At 70.0% G+C, this 16,924-nt stretch carries 17 protein-coding genes; 7 read left to right on the forward strand and 10 right to left on the reverse strand.

From position 1 onward, the window contains the following. Positions 1 to 77 precede the first annotated feature (77 nt). Together NO889_RS08525 and NO889_RS08530 are read right to left on the reverse strand one after the other, a co-directional pair. The gene (locus NO889_RS08525) at positions 78 to 335 is read right to left on the reverse strand and encodes a hypothetical protein (RefSeq protein WP_256411839.1); all 258 of its coding nucleotides are present in this window, start codon (positions 333 to 335) and stop codon (positions 78 to 80) included. Beyond that, the gene (locus NO889_RS08530; RefSeq protein WP_256411840.1) at positions 336 to 1,490 is read right to left on the reverse strand and encodes an aminotransferase class I/II-fold pyridoxal phosphate-dependent enzyme; all 1,155 of its coding nucleotides are present in this window, start codon (positions 1,488 to 1,490) and stop codon (positions 336 to 338) included. It abuts the gene before it with no gap. Between the two features lie 156 nt (positions 1,491 to 1,646). Here NO889_RS08530 and thyA point away from each other — a divergent pair, with 156 nt between their 5' ends. The 3 genes from thyA (at position 1,647) to NO889_RS08545 (ending at position 4,105) form a co-directional block, all read left to right on the forward strand. Next, the gene (gene thyA / locus NO889_RS08535; RefSeq protein WP_256411841.1) at positions 1,647 to 2,675 is read left to right on the forward strand and encodes a thymidylate synthase; all 1,029 of its coding nucleotides are present in this window, start codon (positions 1,647 to 1,649) and stop codon (positions 2,673 to 2,675) included. After that, positions 2,675 to 3,223, forward strand: coding sequence for a dihydrofolate reductase (locus tag NO889_RS08540; RefSeq protein ID WP_256411842.1), 549 nt, complete (start codon positions 2,675 to 2,677; stop codon positions 3,221 to 3,223). The genes thyA and NO889_RS08540 overlap by 1 nt, the downstream gene beginning before the upstream one ends. Before the next feature lie 66 nt (positions 3,224 to 3,289). Next, the gene (locus NO889_RS08545) at positions 3,290 to 4,105 is read left to right on the forward strand and encodes a competence/damage-inducible protein A (protein ID WP_256411843.1); all 816 of its coding nucleotides are present in this window, start codon (positions 3,290 to 3,292) and stop codon (positions 4,103 to 4,105) included. Here the strand turns inward: NO889_RS08545 and NO889_RS08550 are convergent. The 3 genes from NO889_RS08550 to NO889_RS08560 are packed head-to-tail and all read right to left on the reverse strand — an operon-like array spanning position 4,094 to position 7,477. Further along, complete coding sequence (locus NO889_RS08550) at positions 4,094 to 5,230, reverse strand: ABC transporter permease (protein WP_256411844.1); 1,137 nt, start codon at positions 5,228 to 5,230, stop codon at positions 4,094 to 4,096. The two genes, NO889_RS08545 and NO889_RS08550, sit on opposite strands and share 12 nt — an antisense overlap. Continuing rightward, complete coding sequence (locus NO889_RS08555; RefSeq protein ID WP_256411845.1) at positions 5,227 to 6,111, reverse strand: ABC transporter ATP-binding protein; 885 nt, start codon at positions 6,109 to 6,111, stop codon at positions 5,227 to 5,229. The genes NO889_RS08550 and NO889_RS08555 overlap by 4 nt, the downstream gene beginning before the upstream one ends. Beyond that, the gene (locus tag NO889_RS08560) at positions 6,104 to 7,477 is read right to left on the reverse strand and encodes a COG1361 family protein (protein WP_256411846.1); all 1,374 of its coding nucleotides are present in this window, start codon (positions 7,475 to 7,477) and stop codon (positions 6,104 to 6,106) included. The genes NO889_RS08555 and NO889_RS08560 overlap by 8 nt, the downstream gene beginning before the upstream one ends. A 170-nt stretch (positions 7,478 to 7,647) precedes the next feature. Between NO889_RS08560 and psmA the strand changes: the two genes are divergently transcribed. Next, complete coding sequence (psmA, locus tag NO889_RS08565; RefSeq protein WP_256411847.1) at positions 7,648 to 8,442, forward strand: archaeal proteasome endopeptidase complex subunit alpha; 795 nt, start codon at positions 7,648 to 7,650, stop codon at positions 8,440 to 8,442. Between the two features lie 63 nt (positions 8,443 to 8,505). Further along, positions 8,506 to 9,396, forward strand: coding sequence for an MOSC domain-containing protein (locus NO889_RS08570; protein ID WP_256411848.1), 891 nt, complete (start codon positions 8,506 to 8,508; stop codon positions 9,394 to 9,396). Between the two features lie 67 nt (positions 9,397 to 9,463). Here the strand turns inward: NO889_RS08570 and NO889_RS08575 are convergent, their stop codons facing one another. Continuing rightward, positions 9,464 to 10,033 carry a CinA family protein gene (locus NO889_RS08575; RefSeq protein WP_256411849.1) on the reverse strand — a complete coding sequence of 190 codons (570 nt, stop codon included), beginning with the start codon at positions 10,031 to 10,033 and terminating at the stop codon, positions 9,464 to 9,466. 81 nt (positions 10,034 to 10,114) lie between these two features. On the opposite strand from NO889_RS08575, the gene NO889_RS08580 reads away from it, so the two are divergent. Together NO889_RS08580 and NO889_RS08585 are read left to right on the forward strand one after the other, a co-directional pair. After that, entirely contained in the window at positions 10,115 to 10,744 is a 630-nt protein-coding gene (locus NO889_RS08580) for a class I SAM-dependent methyltransferase (RefSeq protein WP_256411850.1), read from the forward strand. A 239-nt stretch (positions 10,745 to 10,983) separates the two neighbouring features. After that, on the forward strand, positions 10,984 to 12,300 hold the full coding sequence (locus NO889_RS08585; protein ID WP_256411851.1) for an ABC transporter substrate-binding protein: 1,317 nt from the start codon (positions 10,984 to 10,986) through the stop codon (positions 12,298 to 12,300). A 139-nt stretch (positions 12,301 to 12,439) separates the two neighbouring features. On the opposite strand, the gene NO889_RS08590 is transcribed toward NO889_RS08585, so the two are convergent. The 4 genes from NO889_RS08590 to NO889_RS08605 are packed head-to-tail and all read right to left on the reverse strand — an operon-like array spanning position 12,440 to position 16,618. Beyond that, positions 12,440 to 13,144 carry an ABC transporter ATP-binding protein gene (locus NO889_RS08590; RefSeq protein ID WP_256411852.1) on the reverse strand — a complete coding sequence of 235 codons (705 nt, stop codon included), beginning with the start codon at positions 13,142 to 13,144 and terminating at the stop codon, positions 12,440 to 12,442. Beyond that, entirely contained in the window at positions 13,141 to 14,121 is a 981-nt protein-coding gene (locus NO889_RS08595; protein ID WP_379787501.1) for an ABC transporter ATP-binding protein, read from the reverse strand. The genes NO889_RS08590 and NO889_RS08595 overlap by 4 nt, the downstream gene beginning before the upstream one ends. Further along, a complete protein-coding gene (locus tag NO889_RS08600; protein ID WP_256411853.1) occupies positions 14,118 to 15,509 on the reverse strand; it encodes a branched-chain amino acid ABC transporter permease in 1,392 nt (463 codons plus the stop codon). The genes NO889_RS08595 and NO889_RS08600 overlap by 4 nt, the downstream gene beginning before the upstream one ends. Continuing rightward, the gene (locus NO889_RS08605) at positions 15,506 to 16,618 is read right to left on the reverse strand and encodes a branched-chain amino acid ABC transporter permease (RefSeq protein WP_256411854.1); all 1,113 of its coding nucleotides are present in this window, start codon (positions 16,616 to 16,618) and stop codon (positions 15,506 to 15,508) included. The genes NO889_RS08600 and NO889_RS08605 overlap by 4 nt, the downstream gene beginning before the upstream one ends. Positions 16,619 to 16,924: the final 306 nt, after the last annotated feature.

Raw genomic sequence — 16,924 nt, forward strand, 5'->3', positions numbered from 1 at the left:
TACCCCCGGCGCGGGTATAAACGGTTTGGAACGCCGCGAGTGCGGTGTGGAGCGTCGCGCCCCACGATCGCGGCGGGCTACGGACGGAGCTCCTCCTCGTCGTCCTCGTCCGGCGGGACGAGGTGCCCAGTGAGGAGGTAGCTGGCGACGAACAGCGCGAGGAACCCCACGCCGACCGCGGCGGTCGTCCGCACCACGAACGGGAAGTCGATCCAGACGAAGTACCGGTCGGCGATCGCGATGGCGACGATCGCGACCAGGATCGCCTTCTGCTCGTCGGTCGGATTCCTGACGAGCCCGACGAGGTCGTCTTTGAGGTCACCGACGAGCCCCATTCAGCGGCTCCCTCCGTCCGGAATCGCGTCCTCGGCCGTCTCGGCGCCGTCCTCCACGTGTGACTCGATAACCGCGCTCACCCGGCCGAGCCCCTCCTCGAGCACCTTCCGACGGTGCCCGAAGCCGACGCGGAAGCGGTTCGGGAACCCGAAGAGGTCACCCGGTGCGAGCACGACGCCCGCCTCCTCGACGACGGTTCGACAGAACTCACGGGCGTCCGCGAATCCCTCCGGAACCGTCGGGAAGGCGTTGACGGAGGCGGGTTCGTGCCACTCCAGCCCGTGACGGTCCACCCACGCCGCGATCCGTTCGCGGTTCCCGTCGGCCAGCTCGCGGTTCTCCGCCAGGATCCGCTCCTCGCGACGGCCGAGCGCCTGCTTCGCGACGTGCTGGCCGAAGATGCTCGGCGAGATGGTGGTGTAGTCCTTCCACCGCCAGGCGCGCTCGATGACGGGTTCCGGGCCGGCGATCCAGCCGAACCGCAGGCCGGAGAGCCCGTACGCCTTCGTCAGGCTCGTCGTCGAGATCCCGTGCGCGCCGAAGCTCGCCACCGGGTCCTGCGGCGACGACGCGAGCAGCCGGTACACCTCGTCACACAGCAGGTAGGCGTCGTTCTCGACGGCGACGTCGTACACCTCCCGCACGCGCTCGGCGTCGTGGTAGCGCCCGGTCGGGTTGTTCGGGTTGTTCACGACGACGACCGCGGTGTCCTCGCGGACCGCGTCCGCGACCGCGTCGGGGTCCAACTCCCACTCCGGCGGGGAGAGCTCGACGCGGGTGACCTCGCCGAACGCCTCGGGGACGGCGTGGAGCGCCTGGTAGGTCGGCGTGACGACGACGGCGTGCGACCCGGACCCGATCCCGCCGTCGCCGACCGGATCGGTCGAGGCGACGAGCGAGAGGAACGTCAGGAAGTTCGCCTCCTGGGTGCCGCAGGTGAAGAGGACCTCGTCGGCGCCGCGCCCGTACCGATCGCCGACGCGGGCACGGAACTCCGGGTCGCCGTTCGTCGGGATCACGTACCCCACCTCTCCGGGGTCGAGGTCGAACCGGTCCGCCTTGAGCGACCGGATCCCGCTCTCGGCGAGCATGACGTCCGCCTCGTGTTCGTACTTCGCGAACCACCGTTCGAGCCCGAACGGGTCGATGTCCATGCGGCCCACTCGGTGCGGCGTGAGGTTAGGTGCTACGGTCGGGTGAACGCGTCCCAAAGGGCGCATGTTTATGTCGCGCGACGCGTGGATTTCGACAGACCGATCGCGCCGACGCCACGGTGCGCCGGAGCGACGTCCCCCACGACACCCACCACGATGCAACAGTACCTCGACCTCGTCGACGACGCGCTCTCGACGGGCACGTACAAGCCGAACCGGACCGGCGTGGACACGATCGCGACGTTCAGCGCCGGCTACACCGTCGACCTCGCGGAGGGGTTCCCGCTCCTCACCACGAAACGGATGGACGGCTACCGTTGGAACTCGCTCATCCACGAGGTGATCTGGTACCTCTCCGGGGAGGAACACATCGAGAACCTCCGCGAGGAGACGAAGATCTGGGACGCGTGGGCGGACGAGGAGGGACGCCTCGACACGGCGTACGGCCGATTCTGGCGGCGGTACCCGGTGCCGGACGGCTCCGACGCGCTCCCCGGCGAGACGTGGCCCGAGGACGGCCACCGCTGGGTGACCGTCGAGGAGGCCGCGGACGGCACGACGCGGCGTACCTTCGACCAGATCGCCTACGTGCTCGACACGCTCGAGGAGAACCCGAACTCCCGCCGGATGGTCGTGAACGCGTGGCACCCCGCGAACGCGACCGTCTCGACGCTGCCGCCGTGTCACTACACCTTCGTCGTCAACGTCCAGGGCGGGAGGCTCAACCTCCACCTCACCCAGCGGTCGGGCGACATCGCGCTCGGCGTCCCGTTCAACGTCGCGGCGTACGCGCTGCTCGCGAACGCGCTCGCCCAGCGAACGGGGTTCGAGGTCGGCGAGTTCGGCCACACGATCGTCGACGCGCACGCCTACTGCGGCCGGGGCGACCGCGGGGCGTGGTACGGCGATACCCTCCCCGCGCTCCAGGATCGGCTCGCGGACGCGGAGGAGAAGGCCGACTACCGCGGGGTCAAGGCGTGGCTCGAGGACGCGGCCCCCGCGGAGGCCGACGGCGAGGAGGGGTACGACCACGTCCCCGGCCTCCTCGAACAGCTCTCGCGTGAGCCCCGCGAGCGCCCCCGGATCGAGATCGCGGACGTGCCGCTCGACGAGTTGCGCTACGACGACGTCGAGGTCGTCGACTACGACTGCGCCGAGGGGATCTCGTTCGCGGTCGCGGAGTGATGGCGGGTTCGGAATCCGACGACGCGGTGGATCCAGCCCCCGACGACGCGTCGTTCGTCCTCGTCGCGGCCGTCGCGGCGAACGGCGTCATCGGCGCGGACGGCGGGATGCCGTGGCACTACCCGGCGGACCTCGCGCACTTCAAGCGGCTGACGACCGGTCACCCCGTGGTCCTCGGGCGCGTCACCTACGAGAGCATCGCCGATCGGATCGGCGGCCCGCTCCCGGACCGGACGAGCGTCGTGTTGACGACTCGCGATCCGGACCTCCCCGAGGAGGTCGTCGTCGCCGGCGGCGTCGAGGAGGCGGCGGCGCGGGCGCGGGCGGCCGCGGCCGAGTGCGGCGTCGAGGAGATCTACGTGATCGGCGGCGCGAGCGTCTACGAGGCGTTCCTCCCGCTCGCCGACCGGATGGTCCTCACGGAGGTCCCGGAGTCCCCCGACGGCGACACGCGCTTCCCGGCGTGGGACCCCGACGAGTGGGTCGAGGTCGACAGAGAGCGCGAGGGCGACCTCGCGTTCGTCACCTACGAGCGGGTCGAGGAGTGAGCGATCCTCCCGGCACACCGCCAGCGTGGAACGGCTTATGTCCCCGCCGGTCGGAGGGCGGGTAGGATGGAAGTCGCGTTGATCACGGTCGGCGACGAGCTGTTGTCCGGCGACACGGTGAACACGAACGCCAACTGGCTCGCGGCGCGGCTGGCCGAGCGCGGCGTCTCGGTGACGCGGATCCTCTCGGTCCCGGACGACCGGGAGACGATCGCCGAACGGGTCGCGACCTACGGCGACGCCTTCGACCGGGTCGTCGTCACCGGCGGGATCGGCGGGACGCCGGACGACGTGACGGTGGAGGCGGTCGCGGACGCGTTCGGGCGCGACCTCGCCGTCTCGGAGCTGGCCCGCGCCGACGTCGAGGAGCGGCTGGCCGAGATCGCGACCCGGATCCCGGACCGCGACCTCGACGTGGACGTCGATCGGGAGGCCGCGCTCCCGGCGGCGAGTCGGCCGCTGCCGAACGAGGCGGGGCTCGCGCCCGGCTGCGTGCTCGAGAACGTGTACGTCCTGCCGGGGATCCCCGAGGAGCTGAAGACGATGTTCGAGTCCGTCGCCGACGAGTTCGCGGGCGAACGACGGTCGCGGTTCCTCTACACGGTCGAGCCCGAGGCGAACATCGTCCCCGCCCTCGAGGAGGCGATGAACCGGTTCGACGTCACCGTCGGCTGCTATCCCGACCGCGAGGCGGGCCACAACCGGCTGAAGCTCGTCGGCACCGACGACGAGGAGCTGGCCGCCGGGAGCGACTGGCTACTCGGGGCCATCAACGTCAGCGAGACGCCCGTCTCCCGCGACTGGGGCGAGGAGGGGGCCGAGGATCGCGACGAGAGATCGAGCGACCGGGACGACGGGGAGCGTCCGGAGTCAGCTCCGTAGCGCCTCGACGGGGCGCTCGTTCGCGGCCTTCCAGGCGGGGTACGCGCCGCTCACCAGTCCGACGCCGACGCCGAACCCGAGCGCGAGAAGCAGGTAGTACCCGTTCGTCGGATCGAGGGCGATCGCGGTGTCGACGGCGGGCGTCGAGACGACGAGGCCGGCGACGACCGCGACGGTCGCCGCCGTTCCGATGATCGCGCCGAGCGCGCCGATGAGTCCGGCCTCCGCGAGCAGGACGCGGAGGACGTCCCGACGGGTCACGCCGACAGCGCGCATCACTCCGATCTCCTGGCGGCGCTCGACCGTGCTCATGAGCATGACGTTGAGGATCGAGACGCCGGCGACGACGAGCGAGATCCCGCCGAGCCCGAGCAGGAACGTCCCGAGGAGGTCGAAGAACTCGTTGATCTCGTCGACGACGGCCGCCAGCTCGAAGACGTCGACGCGGTCCTCGCGGGCGTTCACCGATTCCCGAACCGCGTCGGCGGCCGCCCGCGCTTCCGTACCCGACCCCGAGACTATCAAGACCTGGGTGTAGCCGTCGGCCGCGAACGCCGACTCCGGGAGGAAGACCGCGTCGTCGGGTGCGACCGGGCTGAACGTCCGGCTCTCCGCCAACACGGCGACCACGCGAGTCTGCGCGCCCGCGACCTCGAGGCGGTCGCCGACGCCCACGTCGAGGTCCTCGGCGATCCCCGCGCCGACGATCGCGCCGTCGCGGTGACGCTCCGGAAGCGACCCGTCCGCGGCCGAGAACGCCGCCCCCGGACGTTCGACCCCGTACACCGTCGCGAACTGTTGGTCCGTCGGCCCGGCGACGATGGCGCCGTCGGCGTACAGCGGGACGACGGCCGGCTCGCCGACCGCACGGCGGATCGCGGCGACGTCGGCCGCCGAGAGCGACTCCACGCCCGCGTCGGCGTTCGGGGAGATGACGACCTGCGTGCCGATGTCGCCGATGGCGTCGTCCGCCCCGAGCGCGAGGACGTTCCCGAACACCCCGAGCGTCGCGACGGCGAACACGCCGATGGCGACGCCGAGAACGGCCAGAACCGTTCGGACCCGATTCCGCCGGAGGTTCCGCGCGGCCATCGCAACCGACTGCCGCCACGCGACGAGGGTCATCGTCCCTCCCCACCCCCCTCAGGGCCGTCCGTGCCCCGCCCGGAGCCGCCGGCCGCGGGACCGGGGTCGCCGCCGGAACCGCCGAACAGGTCCCGAAGCGGTTCCCCGTCTCCGGGGGATCGCTCGCGCTCCGGCGGTTCGTCGCCTCCGGCCGTGTGGAGGGATCGCCCCGCCGTCCCGGCGTCGTCCGTGGCGTCGCCGGACGCGCTCGCCGCCTCGCCGCCCACGAGGACGCCGTCGGTGAGTTCGACGACTCGGTCCGCGAACCGCTCGACGAGCGGGTCGTGGGTGACGGCGACCACGGCGACCCCCTCCCGTTTGACTCGCTCGAACTCCGCGAGGATCGCCTCGCCCGTCTCCGTGTCGAGGTTGCCGGTCGGCTCGTCCGCGAGCAACACCGCCGGCTCGTTTATCAGCGACCGGGCGATCGCGACCCGCTGTTTCTGCCCACCTGAGAGCTCGGCCGGCTCGTGGTCGAGGCGGTCGCCGAGCCCGAACCGTTCGAGCAGGCTCGCGGCCCGGTCGCTCGCGTCGTCCGGGTCGAAGGCGGTCGGCAGGGTGACGTTCTCGACGGCGGTGAGCGTCGGAAGCAGATGGAAGTCCTGGAAGACGAAGCCGATCGAGTCCTTTCTGGCCGCGGTGCGCTCGGCGACGGAGAGGCTCGTCACGTCCGTCCCGGAGAGGAGCCGCCGCCCACCGGTCGGGTCGTCGAGCAGCCCGAGCACGTTGAGCAGCGTCGACTTCCCCGATCCGCTCGGGCCGACGACGGCGACGAACTCCCCCGGCTCGACCGCGAAGTCGACGTCGTCGAGCGCGACGACCGGGTCCGAACCCCCGCCGGGGTATCGCTTTCTCACGCCGCGGAGCTCGACGCTATACATCCCGACGATACCGGAGGGCCGCGCCGCCGGCCACGAACCCGAACGCGACGACGACAGCGAGCCCCCCGAGGCGGAGGCGATCGCCGCCGATCCCGCCGAGCACGCTCACGGTTCCCCCGGCCGACTCGTCCTCCCCGCCACCGGACGCCTCCGGCATCTCGAGTTCGACGGTCTCGGCGTACCGGATGCCTCGGTCGGTGTACGCGATCCGAACTGGGACCGTCTCGGCGACCGTCGCGTTCGCGGTCGTCCGGATCTCCAGGGGGACGAAGTCGTCGGAGGCGACGCTGCCGACGAAGTACCCCTCGCCAGCCGGCGTTGCCTCGACCCCTGGCGCGTCGAGGACGGAAACGACGACGCCCGAGAGCTCGGCGTCGCCGGCGTTCCCCACGTTGGCGTCGACGACGACCTCGCCGCCGCCGGCTCGCGTCACGTTCGCGCCGGTGAGGACCGGCCGTCCCTCGTGGGGTGGGTACGAGAGCCGGGCCGTGGCGGTGCGTGAAGCCCCGGTGTCGTCCGGCGGTCCGACGCTCGATCGGAACGTCGCGGTGAACGTCACGGTGGCGCGCCGGTCGATCGATCCGAGGTCGACGACGACCCGCCGCTCCTCGCCCGGCGCGACGTCCTCGACGACGAACGGGCCCGCCTCGATCGACGAGCTCTCCGTGCTCGAGGCGTTCACGCTCACGCGGTCTGCGGCGACGGTTCCGGTGTTCACCACGGTCACGGCCACCGGCGCGTCCATCGTGGCGGCGGGGTCGGACTCCCCCTCGGCGACGTCGAGGCCGCCACCGCCGCCCAACAGGCCGTCGACGTCGTCCACGCCGCCGACTTGGACGCCCTCGTCGTCGCCGTCCGTCTCCAGGTCCGCCGGTGAAAGGGCTCGGGCCCGCAGATCGACGACGCTCACCGTCGGTTCGACGTCGACGACCACGTCGCGTTCCACCCGAACCACGGGCGGATCGGCCGCCTCGCCGTCGGTCTCCGCTCCGTCGTCCCCGTCGGCTTCGTCCGGGACTGGCTCCGTCGCGACGACCTCGACCGTGAGCCGGTGCTCGCCCGGCTCCTGGAACCGGGTCCACAGCTCGGTGTCGAGGGCGTCGCCGGGCGACAACGCGCCCGGAGCGGTCGACACGTCCAGGAGGGTCCCGTCCTCGTCGAGGAGACGCACCTCGCTCACGTTCGCGGCGTCCGGGCTCCCCGCGGAGTTCGCGACGGAGACGTTCAGTCGCGTTCGTTCGACGACGACGGGATCGCCGGGCGTCACGCCCACGTCATCGACGGTGATGCGTGCATCCGGCACGGCCGCTCCCCCGCCGACGACCGCGAGCCCGCCCGCGACGACGAGCCCGGCGAGGCAGGTCACGAGGAGGGCCGGAGTTCGATCAGGTGACAAGGATGTCAGAGGTACGGGCTCGGGAGGCATATACTCATCGCGGGGCTCGAGCGTACCGGTTAAGGAGGGTTTTTCAACCGTCCGGCGTAATAAAGGGTAATGAGCGAGCACGTCACCGCGCGAGCGGGTGAGAAGCGATGATGGGCGGCAACGACCAGCAGGCGTACGACCGCGGGACGTCGCTGTTCTCGCCCGACGGGCGCATCTATCAGGTCGAGTACGCCCGCGAGGCGGTCTCGCGCGGCGCACCGAGCCTCGGCGTCCGGACGGCTGACGGGGTCGTCTTCGTCGCGATGTCGCGGGCGACCTCGACGCTGATGGAGGCCGAGAGCATCGAGAAGCTCCACAAGCTCGACGACCACCTCGGCACCGCGAGCGCCGGACACGTCGCCGACGCGCGACAGCTCATCGACCTCGCGCGCCGGCAGTCGCAGGGCAACCGCCTCCGGTACGGCGAGGCCGTCGGCGTCGAGACGCTGACGAAGTTCGTCACCGACCACATCCAGGAGAACACCCAGCGCGGCGGCACGCGGCCGTACGGCGCGGCGCTGCTCATCGGCGGCATCGAGAACGGCGAGCCCCGCCTCTTCGCGGCCGACCCCTCGGGGACCCCCAACGAGTGGAAGGCGACCGTCATCGGCGGCGGGAGACAGGAGATACAGGGCGTCCTCGAGGAGGAGTGGGAGGAGGACCTCTCGCTCGTCGAGGGCATCGAACTCGGCCTCCGCGCGCTCGCGGCCCACGAGGAGGAGTTCGTCCCCGGCGACCTCGCGGTCGCGACGGTCACGGAGGCGGACGGGTACCGCACCGTCCCCGAGAGCGAGGTGAGCGAGGCGTTCGAGGCCGCGGGACTCGTCGCCGGCGACGACGACGCCGACGGAACGGCCGCCGACGATGTCGATGCCGCCGACGATACCGGCGACGACGAGGAGTAACGCGACCCGCGGCGCAGTGCGGGCCACGGTCACTCTTTTGGTTCGGTCCGTCGAACGACGCGTATGACACGACTCGGCGGACTCCTCGCGTATCCCATGAAATCGCTCGACTGCGTCGCCGTCGATCGCGCAGAGATCGGTCCGCGCGGCGCGCTCCGGGGCGACCGATCGTACGCGTTCGTCGAGGCCGGCGTCGATCCCGAGGCCGCGTCGGTCGGGAGCGGCGGCGGGTACGTGAACGGGAAGAGCGAGCCGGCGATCCAGCGCCTGCGGGCGAGCTACGAGCTCGCCGGTCCGGCGGACGCGACGCCGACGGCGGTGACGCTGGAGCGGCCGGCACGGGAGGGGGTGAGAGCCGACGAGCGGACGTTCGCGCTGCCGGAGGAGGGGGAGGCGCTGGCGGCGTGGGTCGGCGAGTACCTCGGGTACGAAGTCGACCTGGTCCGCGATCCGACGAGTGGGTTTCCGGACGACCGTGCGGCCCCCGGTCCGACCGTGATCTCGACGGGGACGCTCGAGACGGTCGCCTCGTGGTTCGACGGGATCGCGGACGCGACGGAGGCTCGCCGACGGTTCAGACCGAACGTCGTGCTCGGGGGCTGTCCCCCCTTCTTCGAGGATCGGCTGTTCGACGACCACGGAACGGGGATCCGGTTCTCGATCGGCGGGGCGGACCTCGTCGGCGTCAACCCGTGTCAGCGGTGCGTCGTCCCGTCGCGACACCCGGACACCGCGGCCGAGATCGACGGGTTTCGGGAGACGTTCCTCCGGAAGCGTCGGGAGACGCTGCCCGAGTGGACCGAGAGCGACCGGTTCGACCACGACTTCCGGCTGATGGTGAACACGGTCGTCCCGGAGGAGTCGTGGGAGTCGGTCGTCGCGGTCGGCGACGCGGTCGAGATCGACGGGCCCGTCGAGGTGGCGGAGACCGACGACGGGGTCGCGATCGTGTGAGCGGCGGCGTGGCGCTCGTGCGCGCCGCCGACGTCTCGACCGCGTGTGCTGACGCCGCGTCCCGGACTCAGTCCGGGTCTTCGAGCCCGCGGATCGCCCGGACGAGTTCGTCGAGCGCGCGCTCGACGCTCGCCCGTTTCACCGCGTCGCGGTCGCCCGCGAACTCCGCGCGGACGCTGCGCGTGAACGACTCGCCGCTCCCCCACGGCGCGGCGTAGGCCACCCCGACGTACACCAAGCCCACCGGCTTCTCCCCCGTTCCGCCGCCGGGACCGGCGACCCCCGTGGTCGAGACGCCCCACGTCGCGTCGGCGTGGTCACGCGCGCCGGCGGCCATCTCGCGGGCGACCGGGCCGCTGACCGCGCCGTGCTCGTCCAGCGTCTCGCGGGCGACGCCCAGCTCTTCGCGTTTGGCGTCGTACGCGTAGGTCACGTACCCCCGATCGAAGTAGGCGCTCGACCCCGGCACGTCGGTCACCGTCGACCCGACGAGCCCGCCCGTCAGCGACTCGGCGGTCGCGAGCGTCTCCTCCCGATCGGTCAACAGTTCGCCGAGAACTGCCTCCGGCGACTGGTCTCGCGTCTCCGACGGATCGTCCCGCGGGCGGTCTCGATCCGTCTCCTGATCGTCGGTCATGGGTGTGGCTCCGACCGCGCCGTGCTTGAAACGTCCGGCACGAGGGGTACCTTCATCTCTCGGGGACGAGTATCCGCGAACGTGACTGACGACGCCGCGCCGACCGACTGGGACGAACGGTTCGCGACCGGCGAGTACCCTCGAGAGCCGGAACCCTCTCCCGTCTTGTGCTCCTACGAGCCCTCGATCCCCGACGGGCGGGCGCTCGATCTGGCGACGGGGACCGGGCGGAACGCGCTGTTCCTCGCGGCGGCCGGCTACGACGTCGACGCGCTCGACGCCTCGAGCGAGGGACTCCGGATCGTCCGGGAGCGGGCGGCCGAGCGTGGGCTCGAGGAGCGGATCGACACGATTCACGCCGACGCCACGGAGTACGACGTTCCGGCGGGTCGGTACGACCTGGTCACGGTGAGCTTCTATCACACGCTCGACCGATTCGTCGACCTGTGTGAATCGCTGGTAGAGGGCGGCTACCTCTTCGTCGAGGGGCACCTCCGGTCGGCCGAGGCGTCGCCGTCCGGACCGAGCACCGACCGCTACCGGTTCGGGGCGAACGAACTCCTGCGGGCGGGTCTCGGGCTCACGGTTCTTCACTACGACGAGGCGACCGAGGAGCGACCCGGCGATCGTCGGCGAGCGACCGCGCGGCTTCTCGCACGGCGATCGCACGGTCCGCGTCAGTCGTACCCGAACCGACCGGACGGCCAGTGAACGCGGGGCGGAAGGGCAGCGAATGCGAGCCGCACGGGTAGCGAGCGCGGACCGTACCGGTCTGGTGTCCGTGTGCAAGGCGTCCGGTACCGAACTCCCATCAACTAGCGATCATGACTCTCCGGCGGGACGTCCGCCGCCCGCCAGGTGGGTGAACGTCCTCCATACCTGGGATCGACAGTACGTGTGGAGATGTTGACAGGGATATACTTATCAAAGTGGACGCTATATGAGTGGATATGTCATACCACAAGAGACGGCGTGACGTGCTGAAGGGGATCGGCGTTGCCGGCGCGGTCAGCGTCGCCGGCTGTTCGGGCGGTGGCGGTGGCGACGGAGGCGGGGGCGGCAGCGGGCCGGATCTCCTCACCGTCATCGGCTACCCGGAAAGCGGCATTCAGCTCTTCCGTGACTACTACAGCGCGTCCGACGGGGCGGAGGAAATCCTCATCCCCGACGGCCTCCAGGACCCCGCGTTACCCGGCCAGGTCGGCAACGACATGAACAACGTCACCGGCACCGCGCCGGCGGCGGGCGGGCCGAACCAGGAGGCGTTCGAGAGCCTGTATCAGGACGCCTACGACGAGTCGCCCGGCGTGTTCACCTCGCAGTCGTACGACTCGGCCGCCGCGTTGATCCTCGCGAACGTCGCCGCGGGCGAGAACGACGGTACCGCGATCCGCGACCAGCTCCGACGCATCGCGAATCCGGGTGGCACCGAGTACGGTCCGGAGGGCTTCCTCGACGCGGTCGAGGCGGTCGCGAACGGCGAGGACATCAACTACCAGGGCGCATCGAGCGCGGTCAACTTCGACGAAAACGGCGATCCGGCGTCCGCGGCCTACTCCATCTGGGAGTTCGCCGGGCAGGACGCGGACTCCGTGGACGTCGCCGAGACCCAGAACTTCGAGGGGTCGAACCCCGACGGCACGGGTCCCTCCGCCGACTCCTCGCCCGGCGGGCTCGGCCGCGAAGTGAGCGTCGGGATCCTGCTTCCCGAGACGGGCGACTTGGCGTCGACGGGTCAGCCGATGATCCGTGCCGCCGAACTTCCGGCCCAGCAGGTCAACGACTCCGACCTCGACCTCACCGTGAACGCCCAGTTCGAGGACACCAACACCTCCCCCGACCAGGGGGTCAGCGGCGCCGAGTCGCTGATCAGTTCGGGCGTCCCGGCGGTGTGCGGAACCGCCTCCTCCGGCGTGAACGTCCCGGTGTGTCAGGAGACGCTCATCCCGAACGAGGTCGTCGGCTGTTCGCCGTCCAGCACCGCGCTGTCGGTGACGAACCTCGAGGACGACGACTACATCTTCCGGACCGCCCCGAGCGACCAGCTCCAGGGACGGGTGATGGCGCAGGTCGCCTCCGAGCGGCTCGAAGCCGAGACCGCCGCGACGCTGTACGTGAACAACGACTACGGACAGCAGCTCTCGGAGCGGTTCAGCGAGGTCTTCGAGGACGAGTTCGACGGCGAGGTGTACGACCAGATCAGCTTCAACATCGGTGAGTCCTCGTACTCCAACGTCATCGAACAGGCGCTCTCGAGCGGGAACTGATCGTCCGGACCGCCGGCTCTCGCCGGCGCCGCGTTTTGGGTTTTTGACGGCTCCGACGACCGACGTGAGCGGCGGCTCCAGCGGGTCGATCTCGGACCGGAGAAGCGTCAATACGACCCGACCGACCGGCTCAGGGGAGTTAGCCCCCGAGGAACTCCCGGCGGACCTCCTCGTCGTTCAACAGCGCGGTCCCCTCGTCCTCGTACCGGTTCTGGCCGTTCGATAGCACGTATCCGCGGTCACAGCGTCTGAGCGCCTCCATCGCGTTCTGTTCGACCATCAGGACCGCGGTGCCCGTTCCGTTGATCTCGTCGACCTTGTCGAACATCTCGTCGACCAGGTCGGGCGCGAGCCCCGCGCTGGGTTCGTCGAGGAGCAGGAGTTCGGGATCGAGCATCAACGCCCGCCCCATCGCGAGCATCTGTCGCTGGCCGCCGCTCATCGTTCCCGCGCGCTGTTCTCTCCGCTCTTCGAGGATCGGGAACCGGTCGTACACCATCCGGAGCGCGTCCTGTGGCACCTCATCGAGGATGTACGCGCCCATCTCGAGGTTCTCCTCGACCGAGAGCTCCGCGAAGACGTTCTCGTTTTGCGGGACGTACCCCAGTCCCTTGTGGATGACGTCCTCGGGTTTGGTGCCGCTTATGTCCTCGCCGTTGAACGTCACCGTGCCGCCCATGTGGGTCGTCAGCCCGAACACCGACTTCATCACGGTCGATTTGCCGGCCCCGTTCGGACCGACGATGGTGACGTACTCCCCGTCGTCGACGTCCAGATCGACGTCGGTGAGGATCTGGAGGTCGCCGTAGCCGGCGTCCAACTCGCGAACCTCGAGGAGGCTCATACCTCACCCCCGAGGTACGCCTCGATGACCTCCTCGCTCTCCTTGATCTCCGCCGGGGTCCCGTCCTTCAGGATCCGGCCTTGGTGCATGACGATGACCCGCTCGCAGTTGTTCATGATGAGGTCCATGTCGTGTTCCACGATGAGGAACGTGTACCCGCGGTCGCGCAGCTCGTGGATGTGTTCGAGCAGCCGCTTCTCGAGCGTCGGGTTGACGCCCGCGAACGGCTCGTCGAGGAGCAGCACGTCGGGGTCGGTCAACAGCGCACGCGCCAGCTCCAGCAGCTTCCGCTGGCCGCCCGAGAGGTTCCCCGCGTACTCGTCGGCGAGGTGGTCGATCTCGAAGAAGTCGAGCACCTCCCAGACGCGTTCGAGCTGGTCGGTCTCCTGTTTGCGCACGTCTCCGCGAGTGACCGGCAGCACCGACCGCCACAGCGACTCGCCGGCCTGACCCTTCGGCGCGAGCATCATGTTCTCGAGGACGGTCATCTCCTCGAGTTCGCGGGCGATCTGGAACGTCCGGACGAGCCCCCGGTTGGCTATCTCGTGGGGTTGGTAGCCGGTTATCTCCTCGCCGTTGAACCGGACCGTCCCGGCGTCGGGCTCCAACATCCCGGTGATGAGGTTGAAGGTCGTCGACTTGCCGGCCCCGTTCGGGCCGATGAGCCCCGTGAGCGTCCCCCGTTCGACGTCGAAGCTGACGTCGTCGACGGCGACGATGCCGCCGAACGTCCGCCGGAGCCCCTCGACCTCCAGGGGCGTCGAATCGACCGACACGCCGGCGTCCTCCGGCGCGTGGACCGTTCGATCCGGCGTCTCCGCGTCGGTCGGTGCGTCCGCGTCCCCGTCCGATTCCTCCGTGACGGCCGACGGCGAGCCGTCCTCGGTCGGCACGTCCTCCGCCGGCATCGAGTCGTCCTCGATCGGTTCCTCGGTCGGCGTCGATCCGTCCGTGACGGAGTCGTCGGTGCCGCTCATCGCGTCTCACCACCGTCTGCCGCGGCCGGATTCCCGCTCGACCCGTCGTCTCCCGGCCGCGAGAGGTCGACGCTGGAGGCGGTCTCCTTGCGGTGGCCGAGCAGCCCCTCGGGCCGGTTGTGCATCAGCCAGATCAACACTACGCCCATGATCACGAGCCGCAGCTGGCTCACGCTGTCGAGGGTGTAGACGAGGAACGGAACGGGATCGAGCGAGGCCAGCGGCGCGACCGCCTCGCCGAAGTTCCGCGGCGCGTCGCCCAGCTCGAAGGCGGCCTCGACCAGGTTCTTCACGTACCGCGGCCCCTCGTACAACACCCCGGCGAAGATCGCCCCGCCGAGGAAGCTGCCGGTGTTCGAGCCCGCGCCGCCGATGATGAGCGCGATCCACACGAAGAAGGTGATGTTCGGCCGGAACGAGGGCGGCGTGATGCTCCCGCGACCGGAGTACCAGAGGATCCCGCCGAGCCCCATCAGCGCCGCGCCGAGCACGAACGCCGTGAGCTTGAAGCGGTCGGTGTCCTTCCCCAGGGCGTTCGCGACGTCCTCGTCCTCGCGGATGGCCTTCAACACCCGGCCGAACGGCGACTTTCCGGTCCGCGAGAGCAACAGGTAGAACAGCCCCACGCAGACGAGGAGGACGATCCCGTAGACGACCCCGTCTATCACCGGCTTCGGGTTGTTCGGGATGAAGTTCCGCTCGACGAACGCGACGAAGCCGAGGTACGGCTCCCAGAGGAACAGGAGCCGAAGCAGCGCCTCCAGCGGGTCCGTGTAGTTCAGGATGAGCCCGCCCCCGCCGCCGAGGCCGATCGTGTCGGCGGCCGGGTCGAAGCTGAACAGTCGGACCCCGGCGACGGTGAGGTCGATCGTGTCCGGAACGGTGGCCTCCTGGAACGTCCGGGACATCATCGTGAACCGAACGATCTCCGAGAACGCCACCGTGACGATCGCGAGGTAGTCGGCCCGGAGCCGGAGCGCGGGCAGCGCGACCAGGAGGCCGAACAGCGCGGCCACGGCGACGCCGGCGACGACGCCGACGACGAGCGGGAGGCCGAGCCCGCCGACCTGTGCGGCACCGCCCTCCGCCACCGGCGGCTTCGAGACGAGCGCGGTGACGTAGACGCCGATACCCATGAAGCCGACGATGCCGATGTTGAAGAGGCCGGTGTACCCCCAGTGGAGGTTCAACGCCAGCGCGAGCATGCCGAACGCGCCGATGTAGAAGGTGAGGTTCGCGATCGAGTTCAGCTGACCGCGGAGGCCGTAGCCGAACGCGACGCCGGCGAGGACGTACGCCAGGTAGATCGCGCCGAGAACCGCGAGCACGAGCGTCACGTCGCGCTCGAAGAGTCCGTCGAGCCGACCGCGAACGTCGTCCACGCTCATGCCGTGGTCCTCCCGCTGAAGATGCCTTCAGGCTTGAACAACAGGATCACGATCATCACCATGAACGCGGCCGCCCGTCCGAACTCCGAGGGGATCCAGATCACGGACACCGAAGCGGTCAGCCCGATGACGATGCCGCCGCCGATCGCCCCGTAGATCGACCCGATGCCGCCGAGGATGACCGCGGCGAACACCAACAACAACAGGAGCCAGCCGTCGTTGAATCCAAGCGTCCCCTTCCAGAGGACGAACATGTATCCCGCGACGCCGGTGAGCCCGGCGCCGACGATCCACGTCGTGCGAATGACTCGCTCGGTCGGGATCCCCGTGATTCGCGCGAGGTCCTCGTTGTCGGACATCGCGCGCATCGCCTTTCCGAGTTTGGTCCGCTGTAAGAGCAGGTGGACGCCGAGCATCAGTCCGGCCGCGACGAGGATGAGGGTGACGTCGTGGGCGGTGACCCGGAAGGTCCCGTCGAACGCGGGTACGTCCACGCGGGGCACGGACCCAGACGCGGTCGTCCCGCGCACGCCGGCCCCGAAGACGAACTGGATGAGGTACCGGAGCGCGAACGCGACGCCGATGCTCGTGATGAGCAGCGCGATGCCGCTCTCGTCCCGGATCGGCTTGTACACGAACCGGTCGATGAAAAGCGCCAGCGCGATCGTCAACCCGCCGGCGACGAGCGCGCCGAGGACGACCGCGGCCGGCGACGTGGTGACGCCGATCCCGAGCGCGCCGCCGAACACCGAGCCGCCGGCACCGACGAGCAACAGCGCGCCGACGCTGTTCTCGCCGATCCCCGCGACGAGGTAGCTGGTGGCCATCCCGGCGAACGCCCCGCTCGTGAGGTAGTCGCCGTGCGCGAAGTTCGCGAAGTTGAGAATACTGTACGTCATCGAGAGTCCGATTCCAGCCAGGCCGATGATCAGCCCCCGAAGCAACCCGTCCCAGACGAGCGAGGCGAGGCTGCTGATCCGGATCCCCCCCGTCGCGAGTCCGCTCGCGAGGGACCAGGCCATCCACAGGGCCACGAGAACGACCCCGATGGCGAGGGGTTCCTCGCTGAGGGTTCGGCGGTATCGGACGTACGTTTCAGAGATACTCACGTGATAACACTCCTCAGACGATCCTGTGAAATCAACGTATAAGACGTTTTCTACCTCCCAGCCGGGGCGACGGGGGCGGCGTCCGGCATATTTGTCCACGTCGGACCCACGAAGACGGAGACACGCCGGGAGGGACGCTCGAGCGGCGACCGCCCGACGTGACTCACCGCCGCGGTCCACGAGACGTACAAGGCGACGCGCCGGGTCAACGAGAGAGAGGGACACGCCGCGGCGCTCGTCACGTACTGGACGCGTCTCAACGACGGGGAGGACCGGTTCGCCCCCGCGTCGGAGTCGACGAGTCTC

The organism is Halorubrum rubrum, from assembly GCF_024494685.1.
In the GTDB taxonomy this organism is placed as follows: domain Archaea; phylum Halobacteriota; class Halobacteria; order Halobacteriales; family Haloferacaceae; genus Halorubrum; species Halorubrum rubrum.